We start from the raw sequence: 22,337 nt of genomic DNA, 5'->3' as shown, positions 1-22,337 counted from the left end.
ACTACTTGCCCGAGTTGAGGGCTTGGGTGATCACCGCGTCGGCCCGCGCCGCGGCGGTGGCCGGGTCGGTGCCGGTCAGCACGGCGGTCTGGAACTCCTTGATCGGGTTGCGCGCCTCGACGGCGGCCCAGTTCGGCGAGTTCGGGGTGGCGTGCCCGTTGGCCGCGCCCTTGGCCATGGCGGTCGTGCCGGGGTCGTCACCGATCTTCGTGGCGAGCGACCTGCGGTTCGGCACGTAGTTCATCGTCTTGGCGAGCTCGACCTGCCACTGCTCGCCCGCGAGCGCCTTGACGACCTCGTAGGCACCGCTCTGCCGGCTCGACGCGAGCGGGATGATCAGGTCGGAACCGCCGGTGAACACCGCGCCCGGCCGGTCGGCGGTCTTGCCGGGGACCGGGAAGAAGCCGAGCTGGCCGGCGAGCGCCGGGTTGGCCTTGGCGACGAGCTTCGCCGAGCCGGGCGCCGCGATGTACTGGGCGACCTTGCCGGTGGCGACGACGTCGGTCTGCTGCGGCTTGGCTTCGTCGGAGTCCCTGGGACCGTCGCCGAGTGCTTGGAGCTGCTTGTAGAAGTCCATGCCCGCCAACGCCTGCGGGGTGTTGAGCGCGCCCTTCCAGCTGCCGCCCGACTCCTGCGCGAGGTCGCCGCCCTCGTCCCAGACGAAGCCGGCGAGGGTGTACCAGTTCTGGCCGGGCAGGTAGATGCCCTGCTGGTCGCCCTGGTCGAGCTTGCGCGTGGTCTCCAGCCACTCCGCGCGGGTCGTGGGCGGCGTGACGTTCGCGGCGGCGAAGAGGTCCTTGCGGTAGATCACCACCCGGTTGGCCGCGTAGAACGGGACGCCGAACTGCTTGCCGTCCACCGCGCCGGGTTCGGCGAGACCCGGGACCCAGTCGTCACCGCCCAGCTCGGCCTTCTTGTCGCTCAGGTCGGTGACGCCCTTGCTGGCCACGTACTGCGCGACCTGGGTGTTGCCGACCTCGATCACGTCGGGCGGGTCGGTGCTGGCCAGCGCGCTGGTCACCTTCTGCGTGATGCCGTTCCACTCCTGGATCTGGACCTTGACGTCGAACCCGGTGTGCTCGCGTTCGAACTCGGTCTCGAACCGCTGCACGAACTCGTCGGTCGCGGTGTCCCTCATCAGCCAGACGGTGATCTCCTCCCTGCCCCCACCTCCCCCGCCGGAGGTTCCGCAGGCGGACAGCGCGAGAGCCAGCACGAGCAGGGCGGCAGAGCGACGCGGCACGGCTCACCTCTCCGGAGTGATGTGACCAATTGGTCAGGTCCGATGGGTGAGGTAGAAAGTGGCATAGACCACTTCGCACGTCAATAGCCTGGTTAGACGCGTGAGAGCGCTCTCGATCTTCGACGGACCAGGTACTTACCAGTGGTATGCAATACTGGCCGCCCAGCCAGCGGAGGTGCCATGGGAGAGCCGATCCTCAAGCGCGAGCGGGTCCGCGACCACCTGCTGGAGCTCATCGAGACGCACCCGACCGGCGCCCCGATCCCGGCCGAACGCGTGCTGTGCCAGCAGCTCTCGGTGTCGCGGCCGACGGTCCGCAGCGCCGTCGAGGAGCTCGTCAACCTCGGCCTGCTGGTCCGCCAGCACGGCCGCGGCACGTTCGTGGCCCGCGCCAAGATCACCCAGGAGCTGGTGTCCGACTCGCACGCCATGACCGCGCCCGCCGCCTCCGGCACGTGGTCGAGCCGCGTGCTGGAGCACGCCAAGATCCCCGCCGGCGCCCGCGTCGGCCGCCGGCTGCACGTCTCCCCGGCCGCCGAGATCCACTACATCGCCCGGCTGCGGCTGGTCGACGGCGAGCCCATGGCGATCGAGCACCTGCACGTGCCGGTCGCGGTCGCACCGGGCCTGACGTTGCACGACATGGAGTCCGGTGACTTCTACGAACGGCTGCGCGAGCACGACGTGCACGTGACCGAGGCCGTGCAGTCGATCGAGCCGACCGTCACGAACGACACCGAGGCCGCGCTGCTGGCCGTGCCGGTGCTGGCGCCCGCGCTGCTGTTCGAACGCCTGACGACGGACGCCCAGAGCCGGAACGTCGAGTACGTGCACTCGATCTACCGGGGCGACCGGTACCGGATCGTGTCGCGCCTGACGTTCTGAGCACCCCCGGGAGGGTGCTGTCGCGGTCTCAGACCGGCTTGCGCCACACGGAGATGTGCTTCGCGGAGTCCTGGGTGAACGGGGTCCCGTCCCAGTCCGCGACCCGGCGTTCCAGCTCGAGGCCGGCGATCCGGGCCATCAGGTCGAGCTCCGCCGGCCAGGCGTACCGGTGCCGGGAGCTGCCGCGGCGGTAGCGGCCGTCGTCGCCGTCGCGGGTGAGGTGGTGCGAGACGAGGACCTGCTCGACCAGGTCGAAGGTGTCGAAGCCGAGGTGCTGCTCGGAGACGTCGAACGGCACCGCGACCTGACCGGGCGGCAGGAAGCGCAGCGGCGGCACCCCCAGCTCGATGACGAACCGGCCGCCGGGCCCCAGGTGCCGTGCGGCGTTGCGGAAGCACTCGACCTGCTCGTCCTGGGTGAGCAGGTTCGTGATGGTGTTGTAGACCAGGTAGACCAGGCTGAACTCACCGGGGACGACGGTGGTGGCCATGTCCCCGATGACCACCGGGAGCACGTCCTCGTCGACCTTGCGCCGCAGCACCGCCGCCATGTGCTCGGACAGTTCGATGCCCACCACCGGCACGCCGCGTTCCCGCAGCGGAACGCCCACCCGCCCGGTGCCGATGGCGAACTCCAGTGCCCGGCCGTCTCCCGCGAGGCCGGCGAGGAAGTCGAGCGTCGGCCCGAGGACGGCGGCCGAGAACATCTCGGTCTCCTCGGCGTCGTAGCGGTCGGCGGTCTCCCGGGTCCACAGCTCACTGCTCGTCACAAACGACCACTTTGCCGAGCACCGAGAACGCTGTCGACGCATTTACGCCGTGGCGCGCACCGCCTGCCGGGGTGCTCAGGGGTTCTTGTCGGCCGGGATCTTGTCCAGCTCTTCGGAGACGCTCACGAACGCGTCCGGTCCGACCTGCAGCCACCCCTTGTACGGGTGCGACATGCCGACGCACACCGCGCACACCGCGGCGAGGACGCCCGCGGTGATCGCGATCTGCACGACGTGCCGTGCCCGCGCCGTGAAACCCATGAGCAGCGGGAACACGATCATGGCGACGGCACCGACCAGGGTGGCGGCGAGCATGATCTGTCCGGTCGTGCTCAGGCCCTGGGCGGCGTCGACCCGTTCGCGGCGCTGGTCGCGGATGTCGCGGACGCGTTCGACCATCCTGTCCCTGGCGCTCTTCACCTGCTCCGGCGTCGCGGGGAGGCTGACGACCTCCAGGTGCAGCGCGTCGAGCACGCGGTCGGTGCGCTCGTCGGTGCCTCCCTCGGCCAGCCGCGGCCACTCGTTGTCCACAACGGACTTGGCGTAGTCGCGCAGCAGCGTGCGGACGCGGTCGCGCTGCGGCTGCGGGAGAACCGCGGTCTGCCAGTAGGAGTCGGCGATGGCGGCGGCCTCCGCGGACGAGTTGTCCTCGACCGACGAGGCGTCCTCCCACACGATCACCGTGTAGAAGGCGAGCGCGACGATGAAGAGCCCGCTCAGCACCGCGCCGAGGAAGCCGCGCGAGTCGGCGTCGCGGTCGTCGGCCTGCTCGTGGTCCCTCGACCGTCCGACCAGGACGGTCACGACCACGGTGACCACCACCGCCACGCCGGTGATGGCGAGGATCATCAGCATGCGGCCGGGTCCTTCGCTGTCGGGAGTGCGGTGTCCATCATGGGCACAGTCCGGTGGCGGCCCGCCAGGACGGGGCCCGCGAATCACGCTTTGCGGTGGTGGTTGCGACCCGGTCGAGTGGTGGGAGCCGGTTTGGGTGCCTTCCGGGGTCAACCGTCCGGGTGACGGCACGCGGTTGTCCACCCGAACCAGGGAACCGAGGCCGTTCAGTCCTCTACGGACGGTGAGGTTCGCGGTGCTCGCGTTCCCGGCGGATGTGCCATCCTGGCCCGCGCCCGTCCGGTGAGGAGTGGTCGCGTGCGCGTTGTCGTCGTCCTGTCCGCAATCGGGGTGTTCCTCGCCCTGTTCGCGCCGGCGCCGCCCTCCAGAGCGGCGGAGACCTGGCACACGCAGTTCGACGCGGCGGTCTACGGCGACATGGCGGTCGTCGGCAACGCGGTGGTGACGTGCCCGACGCCCGAGCAGGCGGGGCCGCACCCCAGGTACCCGCCGCAGGCCTGCGTGGACGCGCAGCGCCGGGTCGGCCAGGGCCGCGGCGCCCTCAACAACAACCACCGGATGGTGTGGGCCGACGTCGACGCCGACCCGGCCACGTTCAACTCCTCGCGTGCCCGCGTGACGATCCCGGACGGCGCCGAGGTCGCCTACGCCAAGCTCGGCTGGGCGGGCAACGCCCGCTGCCTGAACGGCGAGGCGCCGCCCGGTGACCCGCGCACCCAGCCGGTCACCCTGGTGGTGAACGGGACCTCGGGCGTGGTCGACCAATTCACCGCGGTGGTCGACGACCCCGGCTCGATCGGGCACACCGACAACCGGTTCTACAGCGCGGAGGCCGACGTGACGGCCCGCTTCGCCGCCGTCCACGGCAGCGCCGAGATCACCGCCGGCAACATCTGGACACCGCAGGGCCCCGACTGCTTCGGCGGCTGGTCGGTGACGGTCGTGTGGCGCTTCGCCACCGCTGTCCCCGCGGCTCCGGCGCAGCGCCGGGTCGTGGTGCACGGCGGTCACGTCCGCCTCACCACCGCCGTGAACACCATCCGCACCCAGGTCTCCCCCACCCGCGCGGCCGGTGGCGTGACCCGGTTCGGCGTCGTCGGCTACGAGGGCGACTGGGGCACCGGCGGCGACCGCCTGCTGATCAACGGCTCCGCGCTGGGCGACCGCGACAACTTCTTCGTCTCGGCGGCGGACGGCGCGGTGGCACCGGCCGCGCTGAACAACATGAGCGTCGACGCGCGCACCCTGTCCGTGTCGAGCGAGCAGCTCCCACCGGGTGCGCGCACCGCCGAGCTGACCCTCGCCCGCGACGAGGACGCGTTCCTGGTGCAGAGCCTGGCGTGGTCGTTCCCGCTGCCGGCCCTGACCGTGACCGTCACCCCCGGCGCGCTGGCCGCGTACCCCGGCGGCGAGGTCAGCCGGACCGCCGTGGTGACCAACGCCGGTGACGCGCCCGCCGCGGCGGTCGTGGTGTGCGGTCAGGACGCGGGAGAGCTGGCACCGCACGCCTCGGCGTCGCGGACCTGCGTGTCGGAGGCCGGGCAGGACGACTTCACCGCGGTCACCGACGTGTCCGGCCGGTCGCTCGCCGGCGACCCGCTGACCGCCCGCGCCACGACCCCGGTCGACGTGCTGCACCCGGCGCTGAAGGCGTCGGCCACGGCATCACCCTCCACGGTGCTGCCCGGTGGGCAGCTGACGCTCACGACTCTCGTCACCAACACCGGTGACGCGGTGCTGTCCAGCGTCTCGGCGCGGGCCTCCGCGGACTGCGGCACGGTCCCGCGGCTCGACCCCGGCACTTCGTCCACCGTGGAGTGCACGGTCGTCGCGGGCGAGGAGAGCGGCAGCGCGGTGGTGACCGTGACGGCCGCGGACCAGCTGGGCGGCACGGTCCGCACCGAGGCGTCGGCGCAGTACACCGTGGTCTACCCGAGGCTGACCATTACCGCCGTCTGGTCCACCGACAGCGCACGCGAGGGCGAACTGGTGACGATCACCGTGACCGTCGGCAACCCGTCGGCGATGCCCATCACCGACGTGCGCGTCACCGGCGAACCGGTGTCCTGTCGCCGGAACATCCCCGTCCTCGCCCCCGGCGAACGCCTCACCTACACCTGCGTCGCCGCCGCACCGCTGAACACCCGGCTGCTCGTGTCCAGCGCCGCCACCGGGACGGCGATCAGCGCCTCGGCGGACGTGCGGGTCGCCTCCCTGTCCGAGCCCGTGCCAGCGCCGGTGGTCCAGCCACCCGCGCCCCAGCCGCCGGTGGCCCAGCCGGCGCCCGCCGAGCCGGTCCCGGCCGCGCCGGAGCCGGTCGCGGACGTGCAGCCGATGCCGAAACCGGTGGTCGGCGGGGTGGCGGCGATCATCAGCGCGGTGGTGATGGCGATGGTGGCGAGCGTGCTGTCCGGGATCAGGCGCTGAGGTCCGCCGGCGCCGCCGTGCCGGTTGGACGTCAGCCCGGGTCGAGGACCCGTTTGAGGAACCGCCGCGTCCGCTCCTCCCGCGGGTCGCCGATGACCTGCGCGCTGGGCCCGTGCTCCACGATCAGCCCGCCGTCGAGGAACAGCACCTGGTCCGCGACGTGCTCGGCGAACCGGATCTCGTGCGTGACGACCACCAGCGTCCAGCCCTGCGCGGCCAGGTCCTTGATGACCGCGAGCACCTCCCCCACCAGCTCGGGGTCCAGTGCCGAGGTCGGTTCGTCGAACAGCACGACCCGCGGCTTGAGCGCCAGTGCCCGCGCGATGCCGACGCGTTGCTGCTGACCACCGGAGAGCTGGGACGGGTAGGCGTCCGCGCGGTCGGCGAGGCCGACCTGGTCCAGGAGCCGGCGAGCGTCGGCCACGGCCTCCTCGCGCGGGCGGCGCTGGGCGACGACAGGGCCCTCGATGATGTTCTCGAGGACCGTGCGGTGCGGGAACAAGTTGTGCGACTGGAACACCATGCCGCTCTGCGCGCGCAGCCGCTCCTTCTGCACACGGCCGGCCTTGCCCGCGGGCAGGGCGGCGAAGTCGACCTCCACGTCGTCGATGCCGACGACGCCGCGTTCCGGGGTCTCCAGCGCGTTGAGCGAACGCAGGACCGTCGTCTTGCCGGAGCCGGACGGTCCGATGAGGACGGTCGCGGTGCCCTGCTCCGCGGTGAGGTCGACACCGCGCAGCACCTGGTTGTCACCGAAGGACTTCTCCAGGCCGTGCACTCGGATGCGGGGCTCGGTCATGCGATCACGTACCTGCTCAGTCGGGTTTCGAGACGTTTCTGGGCACCGGACAGGGCCACGCACACCACCCAGTAGTAGAGGCCGGCGAACGAGTACAGCACCAGGAACTCGTTGCTCTCCGCCGCGGCCAGCTGCGACTCGCGGAACAGCTCCGTCAACAGCACCACGGACCCCAGCGACGTGTCCTTCAGCAACGACAGCAACGTGTTCGACAGCGGCGGCACCGCGGTCCGCGCCGCCTGCGGCAGGACGATGCGCCGCAACGTCTGCGGGTAGTCCAGCCCGATCGTCTGCGCCGCCTCGAACTGCCCCTTGGGCACCGCCAGGATCGCCGACCTGATCACCTCGGCCGCGTAGCCGGCGACGTTCAGGCTGAACGCGATCACCGCCGCGGTGAACGGCGGGAACTTCAGCCCCACCTGCGGCAGCCCGTAGAACACGATGAACAGCTGCAGCAGCAACGGCGTCCCGCGGATGACCGAGATGAACGCCCGCGCCAGCCCGCTCAGCACCCGGTAGCCGGAGATCCGGGCGAGCGCGACGAGCAGGGCGAGCGCGAGGCCGATCGCGAAGCTCAGCGCCGTCAACGGCACCGTGACCTTCACCAGCCCCACGAACATCGGCCACGCCGTGCTCCGGACGACCTCCCAGGTGCTGCGCGGCCCGCGGTTCTGGCTGAGGTCGGCCTCGCCGCCGTCGGGCACGGACACGTTGGCCCTGAAGTACTTCTGCGAGATCGTGCCGAGCGTGCCGTCGGCCTTCAACGCCTGGACCGCCTGGTTCGCCTGCGCCCTGAGCTGCTCGTCGGCCTTGCGGAAGGCGAGCACCTGCTCGCTGCCCGCGTCCCCGGCGTCGCCGGCGATCTCGATGTCACTGGACCCGGTCGACGCCAGGTAGTCGAGCACCGCGATGTTGTCGTTGACGATCGCGTCGACCCGCCCCTGCACGAGCAGCGCGGCGGCCTGCGCGAACCCCTCGACGGCCTCGACGTTCGCCCCGGCGTCCTTGGCGACCTTCGCCCAGTTGCTGGTGCTCGACTGCGCGGTCGTCCTGCCCTTGACGTCCGCGAGCGACTTGATCCGGTCGTCGCCCTTGCGGCGCACGACCACCCCGCGCGAGTACGTGTAGGTGTCGGACAACCCGTACCTGGCGTCCCGCTCGGCGTTGCGCGACACCTGGTTGGCGATGACGTCGATGCGGCCGGCGTCGAGCGCGGGGAAGATCGCGTCCCACTGCGTCTCCACGAACTCGACCCGCCACCCGGCCTTCGCCGCGACCGCCTCGACGACCTCGATGTCGTAGCCGGTGAGCTCCTGCGAGCCCGGGTCGTGGAAGGAGAACGGCGGATACGTCCCCTCGGTACCGACGCGGACCACGGTCTGCTCCTGGCTCGCGCTCGCCGGCGCGGCCCCGGTCGCCACCAGCAGGAGGAACAGCACCGCGCCCTTGAGCACGTGTCGCATGCACGGAGCGTAGAGGCCAATCGGGTGAGCCCGCTCGTTGATCCACTATGCGGGAAGCTCCGTCTCGGTACGCTTCCCGGCCGTGACGGGTGGGATCTTCAACGGTTTCGAGGACTACCGGACGCCGACGTCCGACGACTACCGCCGGACGCTGACCGCCGGCCTTGTCGTGTTCGACGCCAACGTCCTGCTCAACCTCTACCGGTTCAACAGCACGACGCGCAGCGACCTGATCAAGGTGATGCAGTCGCTGGGCGACAGCCTCTGGGTACCGCACCAGGTGCAGCGGGAGTTCTGGCGCAACCGCGAGTCGGTGATCGACCAGCTCGGCCAGGTGCCGCGGGAGTCGCTGACGAAGCTGGAGAAGGCGCACAAGGACGCCGAGGAGGCCGTGCGGCTGTGGAGCAACCGGGTCTCGCTGCCCGAGGGCGACCGGGCCGGCCTGCTGAAGGAACTGGCCGGCGCGTTCGCGACCGTGCACTCGACGATCAGCCGGCAGAGCGCCGCCGACGCGCATTCGCACGACACCAACAGCGACGTGGTCGTCGAGGCGCTGGGCTCGATCCTCGCCGGCCGGATCGGTCCCGCGCTGCCACCGGAGGAGCACGCCGCGGCGGTGGTCGAGGCCAACCGCCGCATCGCCGCCCAGGAACCGCCGGGCTACCTCGACAAGGACAAGGCGGACGAGGACGAGCGGGCGGGCGACTACCTCGTCTGGAAGCAGGTGCTGATCGAGGCGGAGGGGCGGTCCTGCGACGTGCTGCTCGTGACGAGCGACGTCAAGGAGGACTGGTGGCGGCGCGCCAAGGGCCAGCTGCGCGGTCCGCGGCTGGAGCTCATGGCCGAGCTGCGCGCGGTGGCGGACCGCAGGCTGTTCATGATCACGCCGTCCGAGCTGATCCGCAGAGCGGCGGCGCTGACCGACGTGCAGGTGAACCCGCGGTCGGCCGACGACATCGAACGGGTCGAGAACGCCCCGGCCAGCTCTCTGCCGCCCCACGCGGAACGGGAGGTCGTGGCACGCGTCTACCGCGAGGTCACGCCGGGGAGCGACCTCGACCCGGCAGCGGGCGCGGATCTCACGCTGATCGACAGGTTGCTGGAAGAGCCGGAGGTCGGCGGAGTGCTCAGCCTCTACCTGACCACGCAGGCGGAAGCGAGGTCGTGGTTGAGGAAGGTGCTCGGTGGGTACCGACGAGACGCGCTATACGGGCTCGGTCAGTACGCGGACCTCGTTCCACTGCGCTACCAGACCGCCGACGAAATCCTCTTCGCCGCTTGCGGACCGGGCTGGCGGTTCAGGTCTCGCACCAATGGAGCCGGATACGGCTACGGCATCGCGATCAGCGGCACGCGCAGACGGGCGTTCAGCTGGGGCACCGAGTCCAGGTACGAGAGCATGATCGCGCAGGTCACCAGATACCACGATCAGACGCTCGACCGGCCCTTCATCGCGATCGTCCAGTCCGCCGCCCCTGCCGACGAGGAGCGCTACCGGTCGACGGCCGACAGTGTGGGCTGCGACCTGCTGTTCGTGCAGCTGGAGCTCAGGCCGAACCCCGACTACGCGGGCTGACGCCCTTCCGCGCCCGGTGCGCCTTCACGTGCACCCGGTTCCCGCACACCGCCGGACTGCAGAACACCCGCGACTGGTTCCGCGACAGGTCCACGAACACCGCGTGGCAGTCCGGCCCCGCACACCGGTGCAACCGCGACACCCCACCCTGCTCGACCACGGCCAGCAACGCGAACGCCGCCTGCCCGGCAACCCAGGCCGGCAACGCCACGGCCCCCGTCAGGTGCAGGTGCCACGACAGCCCGTCGTGCTCCACCAGCTCCGGCACCAGCCCCGACGACGCCACCAGCTCGTTCGCCGCGGCCACCGAGTGCGCCTCGAACACCGCCCGCAGCGGCGACCGCAGCGACCGGACAGCCACAACGTCCGCAGGAGAAGCGTCAGCGCCGGTCCAGCCGCGAGCACGCGCGAGAGAAGTCAAAACAGCAGGTGAGAGGTCGTCCACGCCGACGCTGTGGCGGTAGGAGTTCACGACGTCCTCGGCCAGCGTCACCACCGGATCCGCGTAATCACCGAAGCGCATCTTGACCCCTTTCCCCAGCCATCCTAGCGTAAGTAGTCATTATGGCTGATGCTAATTACACGAGCGCGCGGACGATCAGACTGCAGGCCATCGCGCCGGTGGCCACGGCCGCGTTCCTGTTCGGGATCTCCTTCGGCGCCGTGGCGACGACGGCCGGGTTCGGCATCGAGTCCGCGCTGGTCATGTCGGCCACGACGTTCGGCGGTGCGGCGCAGGTCGGGAGTGCGGCGGTGCTCGCGGCGGGGGGTGGGGCGCTCAGCGCCATCCTCGCGGGTGTCCTGCTCAACCTGCGGTACCTGCCGATGGGCGTCACGGCGTCCACGGCCTACCGGGGCCCCTGGTACTCGCGGGCCGCGCAGGCGCAGCTCCTCGGCGACGAGACGTGGGCGCTGAGCCGGACGCCCGACGGCGGGCACGACGCGCGGTTGCTGCTGCAGGCCGGTGCGACGGTCTTCGTCGTGTGGCTCGCGGGCACGGCGATCGGGGTCGTCGCGTTCAAGGACGTCAGCGTCGAGGCCTGGGGGCTCGACATGGTCAGTCCCGCGATCTTCTTCGCACTGCTGTGGAACCAGCTCGACTCACCGCGCACGCGCGTCGCCGCGCTCACGGCGGTCGCGGTGGCCCTGGTGCTCGTTCCGTTCACCCCGGCCGGCGTGCCGATCGCAGTCGCCAGCCTCGTCTGCCTGATGGGACTCGTCAAATGAGCGCGGTGTGGTGGGTCGTCGTCGTCCTGGGTGTGATCACCGTCGTGATCAAGGCGGCCGGGCCGGTCGCACTGGGCAACTGGACGCCATCGGACAAGGCGAAGCGGGTGCTGGCACTCGTGTCACCGGTCGTGCTGTCGGCGCTGATCGCCGTGCAGGTGTTCACGAGCGGGCAGCACTTCCAGCTCGACGAACGGGCCGCGGGACTGGGTGCCGCGCTGGTCGCCCTGCTGCTCAAGGCACCGCTGCTGGTCGTCGTGCTGGTCGCGGTCGCGGCGACGGCGGTGACGAGGGCGCTCGTCTGACCGTGCGGGAAACCGGGTGAACGCACAGAAACCCGGGTCGATCGTTGTGCGAACGTCCATGGCCCGCCACCGCGGGCCCCAATAGCGTCGAGAGGGTAGGACCAGCACCACCAGCTGTCCTGTTTGGACGAACAGGCTTGGAAGGATGCGATGGACTCCACCCTCACTCTCCCCGAGCTCTTCGCGGCCAGCCGCGCCCGCCACGGCGACCGGCCCGCGGTGAGCGACGACGACACCACCCTCACCTACGCCGAACTGGACGCGCGCTCGGACCTGCTGGCGGACGTGTTGGCCGGCAAAGGGGTCCAGGTCGGCGACAACGTCGGCATCCTGCTCGACAGGGGCGCGCTGGTCGTGGTCGCCATGCTGGCGGTCGCGAAGGCGGGCGGCGCGTACCTGTCGATCGACTCCAACTACCCGGCGCAGCGGCGGGACGTCATGCTGCGCGACGGCGGCGTGAAGCTCGTCATCACCCAGTCCGGCACCCGGCTCCCCGACGGCGTCGAGGCCGTCGAGTGGAGCATCGACCGGACCGGCGACGCGGAACCGGCCGGCACCCGGCTCATCCCCGAGGACGCGGCGTGCGTGCTGTACACGTCCGGGTCGACGGGCGAGCCGAAGGGGATCGTGTTCGAGCACCGCAACATCGCGGCGCTCGCGGTCAACCCCAGCCTGCCCAAGCTCACCCAGGACGACAAGGTCGGGCAGATCTCCAGCGTGTCCTTCGACGGCATCACGCTGGAGGTGTGGTCCGCGCTCGCGGTCGGCGCCGAGGTCGTCGTGCTGCCGCGGATGGGCTCGCTGCTGCCCACGGACCTGCAGCGGGAGCTCAAGCGCCGCAAGGTGTCCATGATGCTGGTGCCGGCGACCGTGCTGAACGAGGTCTGCCGGGTCGACCGCAACACGTTCGCCTCGCTCAAGCACCTGTGCAGCGGCGGCGACGTGATCCTGCCCGCGACCTGCCGGGCGATCCTGGGCGGCAAGTTCAAGGGCGACTTCTACAACCTCTACGGGCCCAGCGAGATCACGACGGCGGCGACGGCGTTCCGGATCACCGAGGTCCCCGACGACACCGGTTCCATCCCGATCGGCACCGCGATCGACGGCTACGAGACCTACGTGGTCGACGAGAACAGGCAGCCGGTCCAGCGCGGTGAGGCGGGCGAGCTGCTCGTCGGCGGCGTCGGCGTGGCCAGGGGCTACTTCGGGCCGCCGCGGCTGACCGCGGAGCGGTTCGTGCCCAACCCGTTCGGCGCCGCCGGCACCCGCGTCTACACGACCGGCGACCGGGTCAGGGAGAACGAGCAGGGGCAGCTGGAGTTCCTGGGCCGCCTCGACGGGCAGCACAAGATCCGCGGCCACCGGGTCGAGCCGGCCGAGGTGGAGCAGGGGATCTTCGCGCACCCGCAGGTGCGGCAGGCCGCCGTGCTGGTCGAGGAGTTCGACGGCGACCGCAGGCTGGCCGCGTTCGTGGTCCCGGCCAGCGACGACCTGTCCACGGTGGAGCTCAAGGAGTTCGTCACCGCCAAACTCCCGCCGCACATGGTCCCGGCGTCGTTCACGGTGATCCAGCAGATGCCGCTGACGTCGAACGGCAAGCGCGACCGGGACGCACTGGCCGAGCTGCGCGGCAAGGCCGTGCAACGCCTCGCGCGCCGCGTCGAGCCGGAGACCGACACCGAGCGGTGGCTGGTCGCGTTGTGGGAACGCCTGCTCAACATCGAGGACGTGGGTGCGGAGGACGACTTCTTCGACCTGGGCGGCCACTCGCTGCTCGCGTTCCGCGCACGCAGCGCCATCTCGCGCGAGTACGGCATCAAGGTCGACGCCGGCGTCCTGTTCGAGCACAGCACCCTGCGCGGCCTGGCCCGCGTGATCGAGGAGGCCAAGTGACGACGACCCAGATCGACCTCGGCGGCACCGAGCTGTTCGCCGACGGTGACCCGATCGAGGCGTACAAGTGGTTGCGGCACAACGCACCCGTCTACTGGAACCCGACGGCCGACGGCGGTTTCTGGGCGCTGACGAAGTACGACGACGTGGCAGAGGCCTACCTGAACACCGAGGTCTACAGCTCGTCCAAGGGCACCATGCTCGGCGGCTCGTACCGCAGCCAGACCGACACGGCCAGCGGGCAGATGCTGATCGCCACCGACCCGCCGCGCCACCAGCACCTGCGCCGGTCCGTGCACAACGCGGGCTTCAACCCGTTGAAGATGGACAAGGCCCGCGAGGGCGTCACGGCGACGGTCAACGCAGCGCTGGACAAGATGATCGCGGACGGCGGTGGCGACTGGGCCACCGAGATCTCGCTGGCGCTGCCCACCGGCGTGCTGCTGGGCACGATGGAGCTGCCGCTGGACAAGGCGTCCATGCTGCAGCGCCTGACCCGCACCATGATCGGGTTTCGCGACAGCGAGTACCGCGGTGACGCGACCGCCGCGCAGACGCTGATCCGCGCGCAGGTCGACATCTTCGAGTTCTTCTACGACCTGATCGAGGAACGCAGGGAGAACCCGGGCGACGACCTCATCAGCCTGCTCACGCAGGCGGAGGTCAACGGCGAGCCGATGAGCGAGTCGGAGATCCTCTACAACTGCATGAACGTCGCGGTCGGCGGCAACGAGACCACCGCGCACACCTCGTCGTACAGCGTCATGACGTTCCTGGAGCACCCCGACGCCTACGAGCAGCTGCTCGCGCACCCGGAGCTGCTGCCGACGGCGATGGAGGAGCTGTTCCGCTGGACCGCGACGAACACGTACGTGCAGCGGCACATCACACGGGACATCGTGATCCGCGGCCAGGAGGTCAAGGAGGGCGACGCGGTCACGCTGTGGAACTCCTCGGCCAACCGCGACGAGGACGTCTTCCCCGACGGCGACGTCTTCGACATCACCCGCAACCCCAACAAGCACCTCACGTTCGGTCTCGGCCGGCACCACTGCATCGGCGCCGTGGTGGCCAGGCTGGAGATGGAGCTGCTGCTGGGCGAGATGGTCAAGCGGGGCCTGCGGTTCCGGCTCGCAGGCGAGGTCGAGAAGCTGCACTCCAACTTCGCCCTCGGCATCCGGCACCTCCCGCTCGAGGTCTGGGCGTCGTGACCTGGTTCCCGGAACCAGGAGACGGCGCGGTCCGGCTGATCTGCTTCCCGTACGCGGGCGGGTCGGCGTCGGTGTTCCGCGGCTGGGAACGGTCGGTGCCGCCGGGGGTCGAGGTGCTGGCGGCCCGGCTCCCCGGCCGGGCGGAACGGTGGCGTGAGGAGCCCTTCACGTCACTCGACCTGCTCGTGGACGCGCTGACCGAACCGGTGAAGGCGGTCGCGGACCGGCCGTTCGCGTTCTTCGGGCACAGCATGGGCGCGGTGCTCGCGTTCGAGCTGGCGCGGCGGATGCGGCGCGAGCTCGGGACGGAGCCGGTGCACGTGTTCGCGGCGAGCTGCAACCCGCCGCTGCCGGACGTGCCGATGCCGGTGCTGGGCACGCTGGACGAGCCTGCGCTGCGGGCGACGCTCGCCGACCTCGGGCTCGCGGAGGAGGTCATGGCCGACGAGGACCTGATGGAGATGCTGCTTCCGTTGGTGCGCGCCGACCTGCGCATCGCGGACGGCTACCTGGACCGCGACGGCGAGCCGCTCACGTGCCCGCTGACGGCGTTCCACGGCCGGCGGGACCCGATGGTCAGCGCCGAGGACATGGCGCAGTGGGCCGTCGGCACGACGGGTCCGTTCCTGCTGCGGCAGGTCCAGGGCGCGCACCTGTTCTCCGACGACGGGTGGCGCGACGTGCTGACGGCGGTGTCGGACGAGCTGGGTGTCTTGGTCTGAGAAGGGATTGCGCAATGGACACGACCGTTGTGGTGAACGCCGAGGAGCAGTACTCGGTGTGGCCTGCCACCGCCCAGCCGCCCGCCGGGTGGCGCGTGGTCGGTGAGCCGGGCACGCGGGCCGAGTGCCTCGCGCGCATCGACGAGCTGTGGACCGACATGCGGCCGCTGAGCCGCCGGTGACGCCCGTCAGGTGACAGCGCGCATCGCGAGCCAGAGGTTGACACGGGCCTCGACCGAGCTGAGGGAGAGGCCCGTGACGCGCTCGATCTGCTCCAGCCGGTAGCGCACGGTGTTGCGGTGCACGAACAACTCCTTGGCGGCCAGCTGCGGTGAGCCGCCGGTGGTGAGGAACACCTCCAGGGTCCGCATCAGCTGCCCGCCGTGGTCAGCGTCGAACGCGAGCAGCGGCTGGAGCACCTTGCGGGCCACCTCGCGCACGGGGAGGTCGGGGTTCGACATGAGCAGGCGCGGCATGTCGATCACCCGGCCCTCGTGCACGCCCGGTCCCCTGCTGACGGCCTCCTGCGCCTCCAGGAACGCCCAGCGCAGCCCGTGCACACCGCGGTAGGGCCCGCCGACACCGACCGACGTGGCGCTCTTGGCCAGCAGCCGGGTGAGCTCGTGCGGTGACCGGTTCCCTTCCAGCACAACGGCTTCGTACGGTCCGACGCGGGCGACCACGACGTCGGTGAGGTCGTCGAGCTCGACCGGTGCGTCGGTCACCAGCAGCACGCTGTGCGTCGCGGCCGGGTCGACGCCCGCCGCGGTGAGCCTGCGCGCCGCCTCGCTGGAGGAGATGGCGGACCGCACCAGGTCCTCGATCACCTGCCCGGTCAGCTCGCGCCGGCCGGCCCGCAGCGCCTGCACGCGGGCGAGCTCGAGCCGGACCAGTCCGGCGACGTGGCCCGCGAGGTCGTCGGCGAACGACGTGCGGCCGGTGGCGAACAACGCGTGCGGCACGTCGGCGTTGATGGGCAGCAGTTGTGCGCCGTCCGCGTCGTCGGGTGGCCACCGGAACCCCGGTGGCGAGCTCGCGATCACCTGGTCGGGAAGCCTGATGAGGGCACAGGGTTCGCCGGTCGCCCCGGTGAAGAGGGCCAGCAGACCGTCGATGCCCCGCTCCGCCAGGCAGTCGAACATCGCGCGCTGCACGTCGCGCAGCCGTTGTCCTGTCGTCAGGACAGGCGCACCTCCTTCGAGCAGCTCAACCATGGTTCCCATCATGCACATCCGGGTCCACTGCGGATAGCGGGCGCGGCGCCGCGGACCACGGCCGCTGATCGGTGGGACCGCTGTCGATGCTGGTCAGGATCGTTGGAGCGCAAGGAAGAACGGGCGCGGGCGGACCGAGGTCCTTGACAGCGCGCGATGTTCGCCTGCGGTGTGCCGTCGAACTCGACCGCGGTTGGGCCGACACAGCCGCGTTCTCATCATCGACAATGGACCTGGGGTCGCTCTCACGCGATCGGTCACGTGAAGATCGCCCGAACACCGGCTGAACACACCGGCGTTTCGCCGGTCTCCGCGCTCCCGGTCGTGGCACCGTCGTGCCATGACCGGCGGGCACACCCTGAACGACCAGCGCACCGACCCGGGACAGCGGTTCCACGCCTGGACGGCCGCGGTGGTCCGCCACCTGCCGTTCGGCCTGTCCCGGCTCGTCCCGCCCAGCCTCCTCGGGTTCGCGCTCATCAACGGCTGCACGTTCGGCGTCGACCTGCTGCTGCTCACCCTGTTCCGCTCCGGCCTGGGCTGGCCGGTACCGGTGACGTTCACCGTCGCCTACGTCATCGCGTTCGGCCTGAGCTTCGTGCTCAACCGAGCGCTGAACTTCCGCTCGCACGCCCCGGTCGGCCCGCAGGCCGGTCTCTACGCGGTGGCGGTCCTCGTCAACTACCTGGCGTTCATCCTCGGCGCCGGCACCGCGCTGACCGCTCTCGGCGTCCAGTACCACCTCTCCCGAATCGTCGCCGGGATCTGCGAAGCAGCATTCATGTACAGCGCCATGCGGTGGCTCATCTTCCGCCCCCGCTAACCCTCTCCCCTTGCTGCTGCCATGGCATCTGCAAGTACCACCAACCCTTGATCAAACCGCCGCTCACTACCACCAACCTGTTCGCCGTCCCACGAACCAGACCTCGGGCGCACAGGTGGCCGGAGGCGCTGTTGGTAGTGGAAAAGTGCCTGTTGACCTTGAGTTGGTGGTACTCGCAGATGCCGGCAGAGGCTTGGGCGCGGTGCCACGGGCGGCGAACCGCACCGGTCGAGGCGCCGCACCCGTCGAGGCGCCGGTCGCCACCCCCAGCGGCGACCGGCACCAGGTCGTGCTCCTCGATCCTCGCCCGGCGCGCCCTCACCCCGGAAGGGCCGCGGACGACACCGGACGGATCCGGACAACCGTCACAGGTACCAGGGCGTGCAGCCGGCCTCGCCCTCGCCGACGCAGACCCGCAACCAGAACCGGTGCATCTGGTCGGCCGAGAGCCACTCGACGGTGGTGGAGGTGCCCATGCCCGACGCGCTCGCGATCGACTTCACCACCTCCTGCGTGCCACCCGGAACGATCTTGAAGTACCGGACCCACAGGTGGGCGGCCATGCCGTCGTCCGCGGTGTCCTCGATGTACGACGGCGCCTTGATGTGCGGTGTCTTGTCGATGAACGTGCCCTTCGCCACGGCGCTGGCGCCGGGCAGGACGTGGTACAGGTCGACCTGGAACGTGGTCGAACAACCGGTTCCCGGGTCGTGCACGGGATCGCAACCAGCCTGCGCGGGCGCTGTGGAGCACAGTCCGGCCACTACCGCGGCGGCCACGGACACACTCAGCTTCATCATGGTTCCCCCTTGTGCGTGTTGATCTACCAAGCGCCGTGCCGCGATCACAAGCCGTTCGGACGATCCCGGACACCGAGCAGTGATCGCACGCGTGCGGCTTCGTCGCTGCCGACGGACTCGAAGATGTCCAACGCGCGCTGCCACGCCGCCACGCCGTCGTCCGATGCGAGTCCCAGGTGCAGCAGTGCTCGCGCCAGGCCCAGCCGGTACCCGGCGCCCTCCAGCACCGCCACGGCGGCCTCGCCGGCCTCGACCGACCCCTCCGCCGCGCACACCGCGGTCAGCGCCAGCCCCTCCAGGATCCGCTGACCGGTCGCGGCGGCGTGGTCGCGGGCCTGCGCGGCGGCGGTCGCGGCGGCCGGGCGGTCACCGGCCGCGAGCTCCAGCCAGGCCAGCTCGACGAGTGCGTCCGCCATGCCGTGGCCGTACCCGGCGGCCGCCGCCTGCCGGGACGCGCGCAGCAGGTCGTCGCGGCGGCCGCGGACGGCGGCGACGGTGATCCGCGCGTCGATCTCCACCCGGCCCGACGCCAGCGAGAGCGCCTGTTCCGCGCACCGCAGGGCTTCCTCGGGACGGCCGGCGTCGCGGTGCACGCGGGCCAGGTCGTCCAGGGCCGCCGCCTCGCCGACGCGGTCCTGGTGGTCGTGGTTGAGCTGCCGGGCACGGCACAGGTGGACCACGGCCTGGCCGGTCTCGCCCAGGTACCGGTGCACGATGCCGAGCGCTCCCAGCGAGTTCGCCGCCGACCGGGTCTCTCCGATCGACTCGCGCAGCTCCACGGCCGCGCGCAGGTGAGCGGCCGCGTCGGCGAGCGCGCCCAGGCGCAGCTGGGCGAGGCCGAGGTTGCCCAGCGCGCGGGCCCGCCGGGCCGAGTCGCCGATCTCGGTGTAGAAGGCCAGCTCGCGGGTGTAGCAGTCGGCCGCCTCGGTGAGCGCGCCCAGCTCGGAGTGCACGCCGCCGAGGTTGCCGAGCGTGCTGAGCTCGCGGTACCGGTCGCCCGCCACCCGGCTCGCCGCGACGGCCCGCTCGAAGTGCTCCGCGGCCACGCGCAGCTCGCCCGCGCTCCACTGGGCGGTGCCGAGCGACAGCTGCATCGCCGCGGTCGCCCGCGCGTCGCCGAGCCGGTCGGCGGCGGCGAACCCGGCCCGTGCCACGGCCAGCCACTCCGCGGTGTGCCGGCGCAACCAGTAGCAGCCGCGCAGCGCGTCGGTGAGCAACCACGCCATCGGCGCCTGCCCGAGCTCGACGGCCTTCTCGACGGCGGTCACGAGCGTGGCGCGTTCGGCGTCGAACCAGCGCAGCGCGTCGGCCGCCGTCGCGAACGCCTGCCGCGGCTCCACGTCGGACAGCACCAGGAAGTCCGGCCGCACCGCACGGGCGGCCGCGACCGACGCGTCCAGCAGGTGCGCGTAGAACCGCTCGACCGCCGCCGCGGTGGCGGCCGCGGTCTCCTCGGCGGCGCACCGGTCACGGCCGTACAACCGCAGCAGGTCGTGCAGCCCGTACCGGTCCGCCGTCCTGGCCTCCACCAGGTGCGCGCCGACGAGCGCACGCAGCACGGGCGCCGTCTCCGCCTCCGACCGGTCGAGCAGCACCGCGCACGCCCGCGTGGACAGCTCGGGGCCGGGCACGAAACCCGCGCGGCGGAACAACGTCCTGGCGAGCGGGTCCAGCGCCGCGTACGAGTGCCCGAACGCCGTGCGCACCGCCGCGTCCGTGTCGCCCTCGATCTCGAACGCGCCGAGCCGGTCACCGGCCAGCAGCTCGGCGACGTGGTCCGCAATCGTCTGGTGTGGACGGTCGGCCAGGTTCGCCGCCGCGATCCGCAACGCGAGCGGCAGGTGCCCGCACAACCGGACCAGCTCCTCGACCGCGTCCTCCTCGCGCAGCACCCGTTCCGGGCCCAGCACGCCGATCACGACCGCCGGGGCCTCCTCGGGTGTGAGCACGCCCAGCTCCAGCCGGTGCGCGCCCTCCCGCGCCACGAGCCCGGCCATCCGGTCCCGGCTCGTCACGAGCGTCATGCACCCGGACCCGCCCGGCACCAGCGGACGCACGTGCGCGGCACTCGGCGCGTTGTCCACGACGAGCAGAGCGCGCTTGTCGGACGTGATGGACCGGTACATGCCGACCATCGCGTCCTGCTGCAACGGGATGTCCTCACCGGGCACGCCGAACGCGCGGATCGCGAGCGCCAGCGCCTGGTCCGGCGTCACCGGCGGCCCGGACGAGTACCCGCGCAGGTCCAGGTGCACCTGGCCGTCCGGGAAGCGGTTCGCCACCTGGTGCGCCCACTGCACGGCCAGCGCCGTCTTGCCCACGCCGGGGATGCCGCACACGACCGCGAGCCGGCTGCCGTCCTCCAGCAGCGCCGACAGCTCCTTCAACGCCTTGGCGCGCCCGATGAACCCCGGCACCACCGCGGGCAGCTGCCGCGGCACCACGGCCCGCGCCACCGGTTGCGGGGCCGGTCCGGTCTGCACCCGGCGCCACGCGGCCAGCCAGCCCTCGGTGTCCGTGACGCCGAACGCCCTGAGCAGGCCGCGGAAGACGTCGACGGCGGGCGCTGTCCTCCGTTTGGGGCTCAACGCGTCCGCGAGCGTGCTGCGCGCCAGCCCGGACAGCTTCTCGACCTGGCGCAGCGACGGGTTGCCCGCCCACACCTTCAACAGGCGCAACGCGGCGATCAGCTCGTCGAGCGTCTGCACCTGCTCTGGTCTGGGGCGGTCCGGCACGCTCCCGAGCCTAGTGATCTCCCCGCGCGCCGCGTGGGGCGCGCCGCACCCCGGGTCCCGCGTCGAGCAGGTCGCGATGGTGCGGCGGTCCTCGACCGCGCACCGTGAGCGCGGGGACTACTGCAGGTAGCCCTCGACCTCGCCCACCGACCGCGCCCGCACGTCGTCGGGGTCACCACCGGCCGACCGCGCGGTCCGGCGCCGGCGCAGCAGGTCCCAGCACTGGTCGAGCGACTCCTCCAGCGCGCGCAGCCGGGCGCGCTCCTCCTCGGAGGAGATCTCGCCGGCCGCCAGCGCCTCCCGCAGCCGGTGCTCTTCCTCGACCAGCTCGTCGATGCGGCCCAGCACGTTCTCATCGGTCATGTTCACCACCTAAGCACGAACGGGTACCCGTAGCCCGTCAACGAGATGGAGGGTCCACATGCAACCGATTCCGTTCGTCCCGTTCGTGTGGCGCGACCAGTCCTGGTTCGGGCAGGACGACGACGCGACCGACCTGGCCCACCGCCCGGACACCGGCCTGATCGGCTACGAGGTCGAGGCGACCGACGGCAGCATCGGCAAGGTCCACGACGACAACGCGGAGGTGCCCGGCGACTGCCTGCTCGTCGACACCGGGCCGTGGATCTTCGGGCACAAGGTCGTGCTGCCCGTCGGCACGGTGCGGCGCGTCGACCACGACGAGCGCAAGGTGTGGGTCGACCGCACCAGGCAGCAGATCAAGGACGCGCCGGAGTACGACGCGGACGCCGACCCCGAGGACCACCGCAGGCGCAGCGGCGAGTACTACTCCGAGTCCTACCGGCTGATGCCGCCCATGTTGTAGGGCTCATCGCCGCGGCATCGCGCACGCCGGGCCTGGCACCGCACCCTCCTCGGTGGACGTTGTCAGGCCAGCGGGACTTCCTGGCGGCGCAACGCCTCCGGCACGGAGGGCCGCACGTTCAGCACGTCCTCCAGCTCCAGCACCCGCAACGGCCGCAGCACCACGGCACTGGTCGCGACCACGGCGAACGAGCCGCCGTCGCGCACGCACCGCTCGTGCTGTTCCAGCAGCACCCTGATCCCGCACGCCCCGAGGAAGTGCAGCCCCGTCAGGTCGAGCACCACCGGCGCGGACGGCCGCACCACCTCGCCCAGCCGGTCGGAGAGGTCGTCGGCGGTGACCTGGTCGACCTCGCCCGCGACGTGCACGACGACCGCGGCTCCCACGCTCTCGCTCGTGATGCTGCAGGGGGCTTGGTCGTCGGTGTGCACGTGGCAACCTCCAGATGGGCAGCGCGGCCTGTCTGCTGGACCCGGTTCACGACGGTAGCGCAGGACCGGTCCGCGCGCGCCGTCACGCACGGACCGGCCGGCCGGAGGATCGCCAGGGTGGAGGATCGTGCTG

The 22,337-nt window shown here is 71.4% G+C and carries 22 protein-coding genes; 11 read left to right on the top strand and 11 right to left on the bottom strand.

Annotated features, from left to right (window positions below; translation table 11 throughout):
* Position 1 precedes the first annotated feature (1 nt).
* A complete protein-coding gene (locus ACZ7CF_RS21535) occupies positions 2–1,243 on the bottom strand; it encodes an extracellular solute-binding protein (protein ID WP_470370376.1) in 1,242 nt (413 codons plus the stop codon).
* 180 nt (positions 1,244–1,423) lie between these two features.
* Between ACZ7CF_RS21535 and ACZ7CF_RS21530 the strand changes: the two genes are divergently transcribed.
* Positions 1,424–2,128 (top strand): GntR family transcriptional regulator, encoded by a 705-nt coding sequence (locus ACZ7CF_RS21530; protein ID WP_360389679.1) that lies wholly within the window; start codon positions 1,424–1,426, stop codon positions 2,126–2,128.
* 28 nt (positions 2,129–2,156) lie between these two features.
* Here the strand turns inward: ACZ7CF_RS21530 and ACZ7CF_RS21525 are convergent, their stop codons facing one another.
* Complete coding sequence (locus ACZ7CF_RS21525) at positions 2,157–2,897, bottom strand: class I SAM-dependent DNA methyltransferase (protein WP_470370375.1); 741 nt, start codon at positions 2,895–2,897, stop codon at positions 2,157–2,159.
* 75 nt (positions 2,898–2,972) lie between these two features.
* Positions 2,973–3,752 (bottom strand): bestrophin-like domain, encoded by a 780-nt coding sequence (locus ACZ7CF_RS21520; protein WP_470370374.1) that lies wholly within the window; start codon positions 3,750–3,752, stop codon positions 2,973–2,975.
* 297 nt (positions 3,753–4,049) lie between these two features.
* Here ACZ7CF_RS21520 and ACZ7CF_RS21515 point away from each other — a divergent pair, with 297 nt between their 5' ends.
* Positions 4,050–6,179, top strand: a complete 2,130-nt coding sequence (locus tag ACZ7CF_RS21515; RefSeq protein ID WP_470370373.1) for a hypothetical protein — start codon at positions 4,050–4,052, stop codon at positions 6,177–6,179.
* A gap of 31 nt (positions 6,180–6,210) precedes the next feature.
* Here the strand turns inward: ACZ7CF_RS21515 and ACZ7CF_RS21510 are convergent, their stop codons facing one another.
* Both ACZ7CF_RS21510 and ACZ7CF_RS21505 read right to left on the bottom strand, forming a co-directional pair.
* On the bottom strand, positions 6,211–6,978 hold the full coding sequence (locus ACZ7CF_RS21510) for an amino acid ABC transporter ATP-binding protein (protein WP_470370372.1): 768 nt from the start codon (positions 6,976–6,978) through the stop codon (positions 6,211–6,213).
* On the bottom strand, positions 6,975–8,441 hold the full coding sequence (locus ACZ7CF_RS21505) for an ABC transporter substrate-binding protein/permease (RefSeq protein ID WP_458431717.1): 1,467 nt from the start codon (positions 8,439–8,441) through the stop codon (positions 6,975–6,977). Before ACZ7CF_RS21505 ends, ACZ7CF_RS21510 begins: the two co-directional genes overlap by 4 nt.
* 82 nt (positions 8,442–8,523) lie before the next feature.
* Between ACZ7CF_RS21505 and ACZ7CF_RS21500 the strand changes: the two genes are divergently transcribed.
* Complete coding sequence (locus ACZ7CF_RS21500) at positions 8,524–10,017, top strand: PIN-like domain-containing protein (protein WP_470370371.1); 1,494 nt, start codon at positions 8,524–8,526, stop codon at positions 10,015–10,017.
* Here the strand turns inward: ACZ7CF_RS21500 and ACZ7CF_RS21495 are convergent.
* Positions 9,989–10,540 (bottom strand): CGNR zinc finger domain-containing protein, encoded by a 552-nt coding sequence (locus ACZ7CF_RS21495; RefSeq protein ID WP_470370370.1) that lies wholly within the window; start codon positions 10,538–10,540, stop codon positions 9,989–9,991. The two genes, ACZ7CF_RS21500 and ACZ7CF_RS21495, sit on opposite strands and share 29 nt — an antisense overlap.
* 41 nt (positions 10,541–10,581) lie before the next feature.
* On the opposite strand from ACZ7CF_RS21495, the gene ACZ7CF_RS21490 reads away from it, so the two are divergent.
* From ACZ7CF_RS21490 to ACZ7CF_RS21465, 6 genes are all read left to right on the top strand, one after another.
* Positions 10,582–11,244, top strand: coding sequence for an AzlC family ABC transporter permease (locus ACZ7CF_RS21490; protein ID WP_360389702.1), 663 nt, complete (start codon positions 10,582–10,584; stop codon positions 11,242–11,244).
* On the top strand, positions 11,241–11,549 hold the full coding sequence (locus tag ACZ7CF_RS21485) for an AzlD domain-containing protein (RefSeq protein WP_360389705.1): 309 nt from the start codon (positions 11,241–11,243) through the stop codon (positions 11,547–11,549). The genes ACZ7CF_RS21490 and ACZ7CF_RS21485 overlap by 4 nt, the downstream gene beginning before the upstream one ends.
* Positions 11,550–11,699: 150 nt before the next feature.
* Positions 11,700–13,442, top strand: coding sequence for a non-ribosomal peptide synthetase (locus ACZ7CF_RS21480; protein WP_470370369.1), 1,743 nt, complete (start codon positions 11,700–11,702; stop codon positions 13,440–13,442).
* A complete protein-coding gene (locus ACZ7CF_RS21475) occupies positions 13,439–14,653 on the top strand; it encodes a cytochrome P450 (RefSeq protein WP_470370368.1) in 1,215 nt (404 codons plus the stop codon). Before ACZ7CF_RS21480 ends, ACZ7CF_RS21475 begins: the two co-directional genes overlap by 4 nt.
* The gene (locus ACZ7CF_RS21470; protein WP_360389713.1) at positions 14,650–15,375 is read left to right on the top strand and encodes a thioesterase II family protein; all 726 of its coding nucleotides are present in this window, start codon (positions 14,650–14,652) and stop codon (positions 15,373–15,375) included. The genes ACZ7CF_RS21475 and ACZ7CF_RS21470 overlap by 4 nt, the downstream gene beginning before the upstream one ends.
* Positions 15,376–15,389: 14 nt before the next feature.
* Complete coding sequence (locus ACZ7CF_RS21465) at positions 15,390–15,557, top strand: MbtH family protein (RefSeq protein WP_063798670.1); 168 nt, start codon at positions 15,390–15,392, stop codon at positions 15,555–15,557.
* A gap of 6 nt (positions 15,558–15,563) precedes the next feature.
* Here ACZ7CF_RS21465 and ACZ7CF_RS21460 read toward each other — a convergent pair whose 3' ends face one another.
* Positions 15,564–16,589, bottom strand: coding sequence for a PucR family transcriptional regulator (locus ACZ7CF_RS21460; RefSeq protein ID WP_470370367.1), 1,026 nt, complete (start codon positions 16,587–16,589; stop codon positions 15,564–15,566).
* A 340-nt stretch (positions 16,590–16,929) separates the two neighbouring features.
* On the opposite strand from ACZ7CF_RS21460, the gene ACZ7CF_RS21455 reads away from it, so the two are divergent.
* A complete protein-coding gene (locus ACZ7CF_RS21455; RefSeq protein ID WP_470370366.1) occupies positions 16,930–17,412 on the top strand; it encodes a GtrA family protein in 483 nt (160 codons plus the stop codon).
* Between the two features lie 365 nt (positions 17,413–17,777).
* Here the strand turns inward: ACZ7CF_RS21455 and ACZ7CF_RS21450 are convergent, their stop codons facing one another.
* From ACZ7CF_RS21450 to ACZ7CF_RS21440, 3 genes are all read right to left on the bottom strand, one after another.
* Positions 17,778–18,212, bottom strand: a complete 435-nt coding sequence (locus ACZ7CF_RS21450; protein WP_470370365.1) for a hypothetical protein — start codon at positions 18,210–18,212, stop codon at positions 17,778–17,780.
* Between the two features lie 44 nt (positions 18,213–18,256).
* Positions 18,257–20,947 (bottom strand): ATP-binding protein, encoded by a 2,691-nt coding sequence (locus ACZ7CF_RS21445; RefSeq protein WP_470370364.1) that lies wholly within the window; start codon positions 20,945–20,947, stop codon positions 18,257–18,259.
* A gap of 117 nt (positions 20,948–21,064) precedes the next feature.
* Positions 21,065–21,310: a DUF2630 family protein gene (locus ACZ7CF_RS21440; protein WP_360389728.1), complete on the bottom strand. Its 246-nt coding sequence runs from the start codon at positions 21,308–21,310 to the stop codon at positions 21,065–21,067.
* A gap of 58 nt (positions 21,311–21,368) precedes the next feature.
* Here ACZ7CF_RS21440 and ACZ7CF_RS21435 point away from each other — a divergent pair, with 58 nt between their 5' ends.
* Positions 21,369–21,773 (top strand): PRC-barrel domain containing protein, encoded by a 405-nt coding sequence (locus ACZ7CF_RS21435; protein WP_360389731.1) that lies wholly within the window; start codon positions 21,369–21,371, stop codon positions 21,771–21,773.
* Between the two features lie 62 nt (positions 21,774–21,835).
* On the opposite strand, the gene ACZ7CF_RS21430 is transcribed toward ACZ7CF_RS21435, so the two are convergent.
* Positions 21,836–22,204, bottom strand: coding sequence for an STAS domain-containing protein (locus ACZ7CF_RS21430; RefSeq protein WP_360389734.1), 369 nt, complete (start codon positions 22,202–22,204; stop codon positions 21,836–21,838).
* Positions 22,205–22,337: the final 133 nt, after the last annotated feature.

It is taken from the genome of Lentzea sp. NPDC036955 (genome assembly GCF_055608005.1).
The sequence above is the reverse complement of the archived record's forward strand: the minus strand, read 5'-3'. Positions and strand labels throughout refer to the sequence as shown.

What these genes read in the sequence shown, in the direction of transcription:
- ACZ7CF_RS21530 (WP_360389679.1), top strand. Translation starts at nt 1,424, where the DNA reads ATGGGAGAGCCGATCCTCAAGCGCGAGCGGGTCCGCGACCACCTGCTG.
- ACZ7CF_RS21520 (WP_470370374.1), bottom strand. Translation starts at nt 3,752, where the DNA reads ATGCTGATGATCCTCGCCATCACCGGCGTGGCGGTGGTGGTCACCGTG.
- ACZ7CF_RS21510 (WP_470370372.1), bottom strand. Translation starts at nt 6,978, where the DNA reads ATGACCGAGCCCCGCATCCGAGTGCACGGCCTGGAGAAGTCCTTCGGT.
- ACZ7CF_RS21505 (WP_458431717.1), bottom strand. Translation starts at nt 8,441, where the DNA reads ATGCGACACGTGCTCAAGGGCGCGGTGCTGTTCCTCCTGCTGGTGGCG.
- ACZ7CF_RS21495 (WP_470370370.1), bottom strand. Translation starts at nt 10,540, where the DNA reads ATGCGCTTCGGTGATTACGCGGATCCGGTGGTGACGCTGGCCGAGGAC.
- ACZ7CF_RS21490 (WP_360389702.1), top strand. Translation starts at nt 10,582, where the DNA reads ATGGCTGATGCTAATTACACGAGCGCGCGGACGATCAGACTGCAGGCC.
- ACZ7CF_RS21485 (WP_360389705.1), top strand. Translation starts at nt 11,241, where the DNA reads ATGAGCGCGGTGTGGTGGGTCGTCGTCGTCCTGGGTGTGATCACCGTC.
- ACZ7CF_RS21480 (WP_470370369.1), top strand. Translation starts at nt 11,700, where the DNA reads ATGGACTCCACCCTCACTCTCCCCGAGCTCTTCGCGGCCAGCCGCGCC.
- ACZ7CF_RS21465 (WP_063798670.1), top strand. Translation starts at nt 15,390, where the DNA reads ATGGACACGACCGTTGTGGTGAACGCCGAGGAGCAGTACTCGGTGTGG.
- ACZ7CF_RS21460 (WP_470370367.1), bottom strand. Translation starts at nt 16,589, where the DNA reads ATGGTTGAGCTGCTCGAAGGAGGTGCGCCTGTCCTGACGACAGGACAA.
- ACZ7CF_RS21455 (WP_470370366.1), top strand. Translation starts at nt 16,930, where the DNA reads ATGACCGGCGGGCACACCCTGAACGACCAGCGCACCGACCCGGGACAG.
- ACZ7CF_RS21450 (WP_470370365.1), bottom strand. Translation starts at nt 18,212, where the DNA reads ATGATGAAGCTGAGTGTGTCCGTGGCCGCCGCGGTAGTGGCCGGACTG.
- ACZ7CF_RS21440 (WP_360389728.1), bottom strand. Translation starts at nt 21,310, where the DNA reads ATGACCGATGAGAACGTGCTGGGCCGCATCGACGAGCTGGTCGAGGAA.
- ACZ7CF_RS21435 (WP_360389731.1), top strand. Translation starts at nt 21,369, where the DNA reads ATGCAACCGATTCCGTTCGTCCCGTTCGTGTGGCGCGACCAGTCCTGG.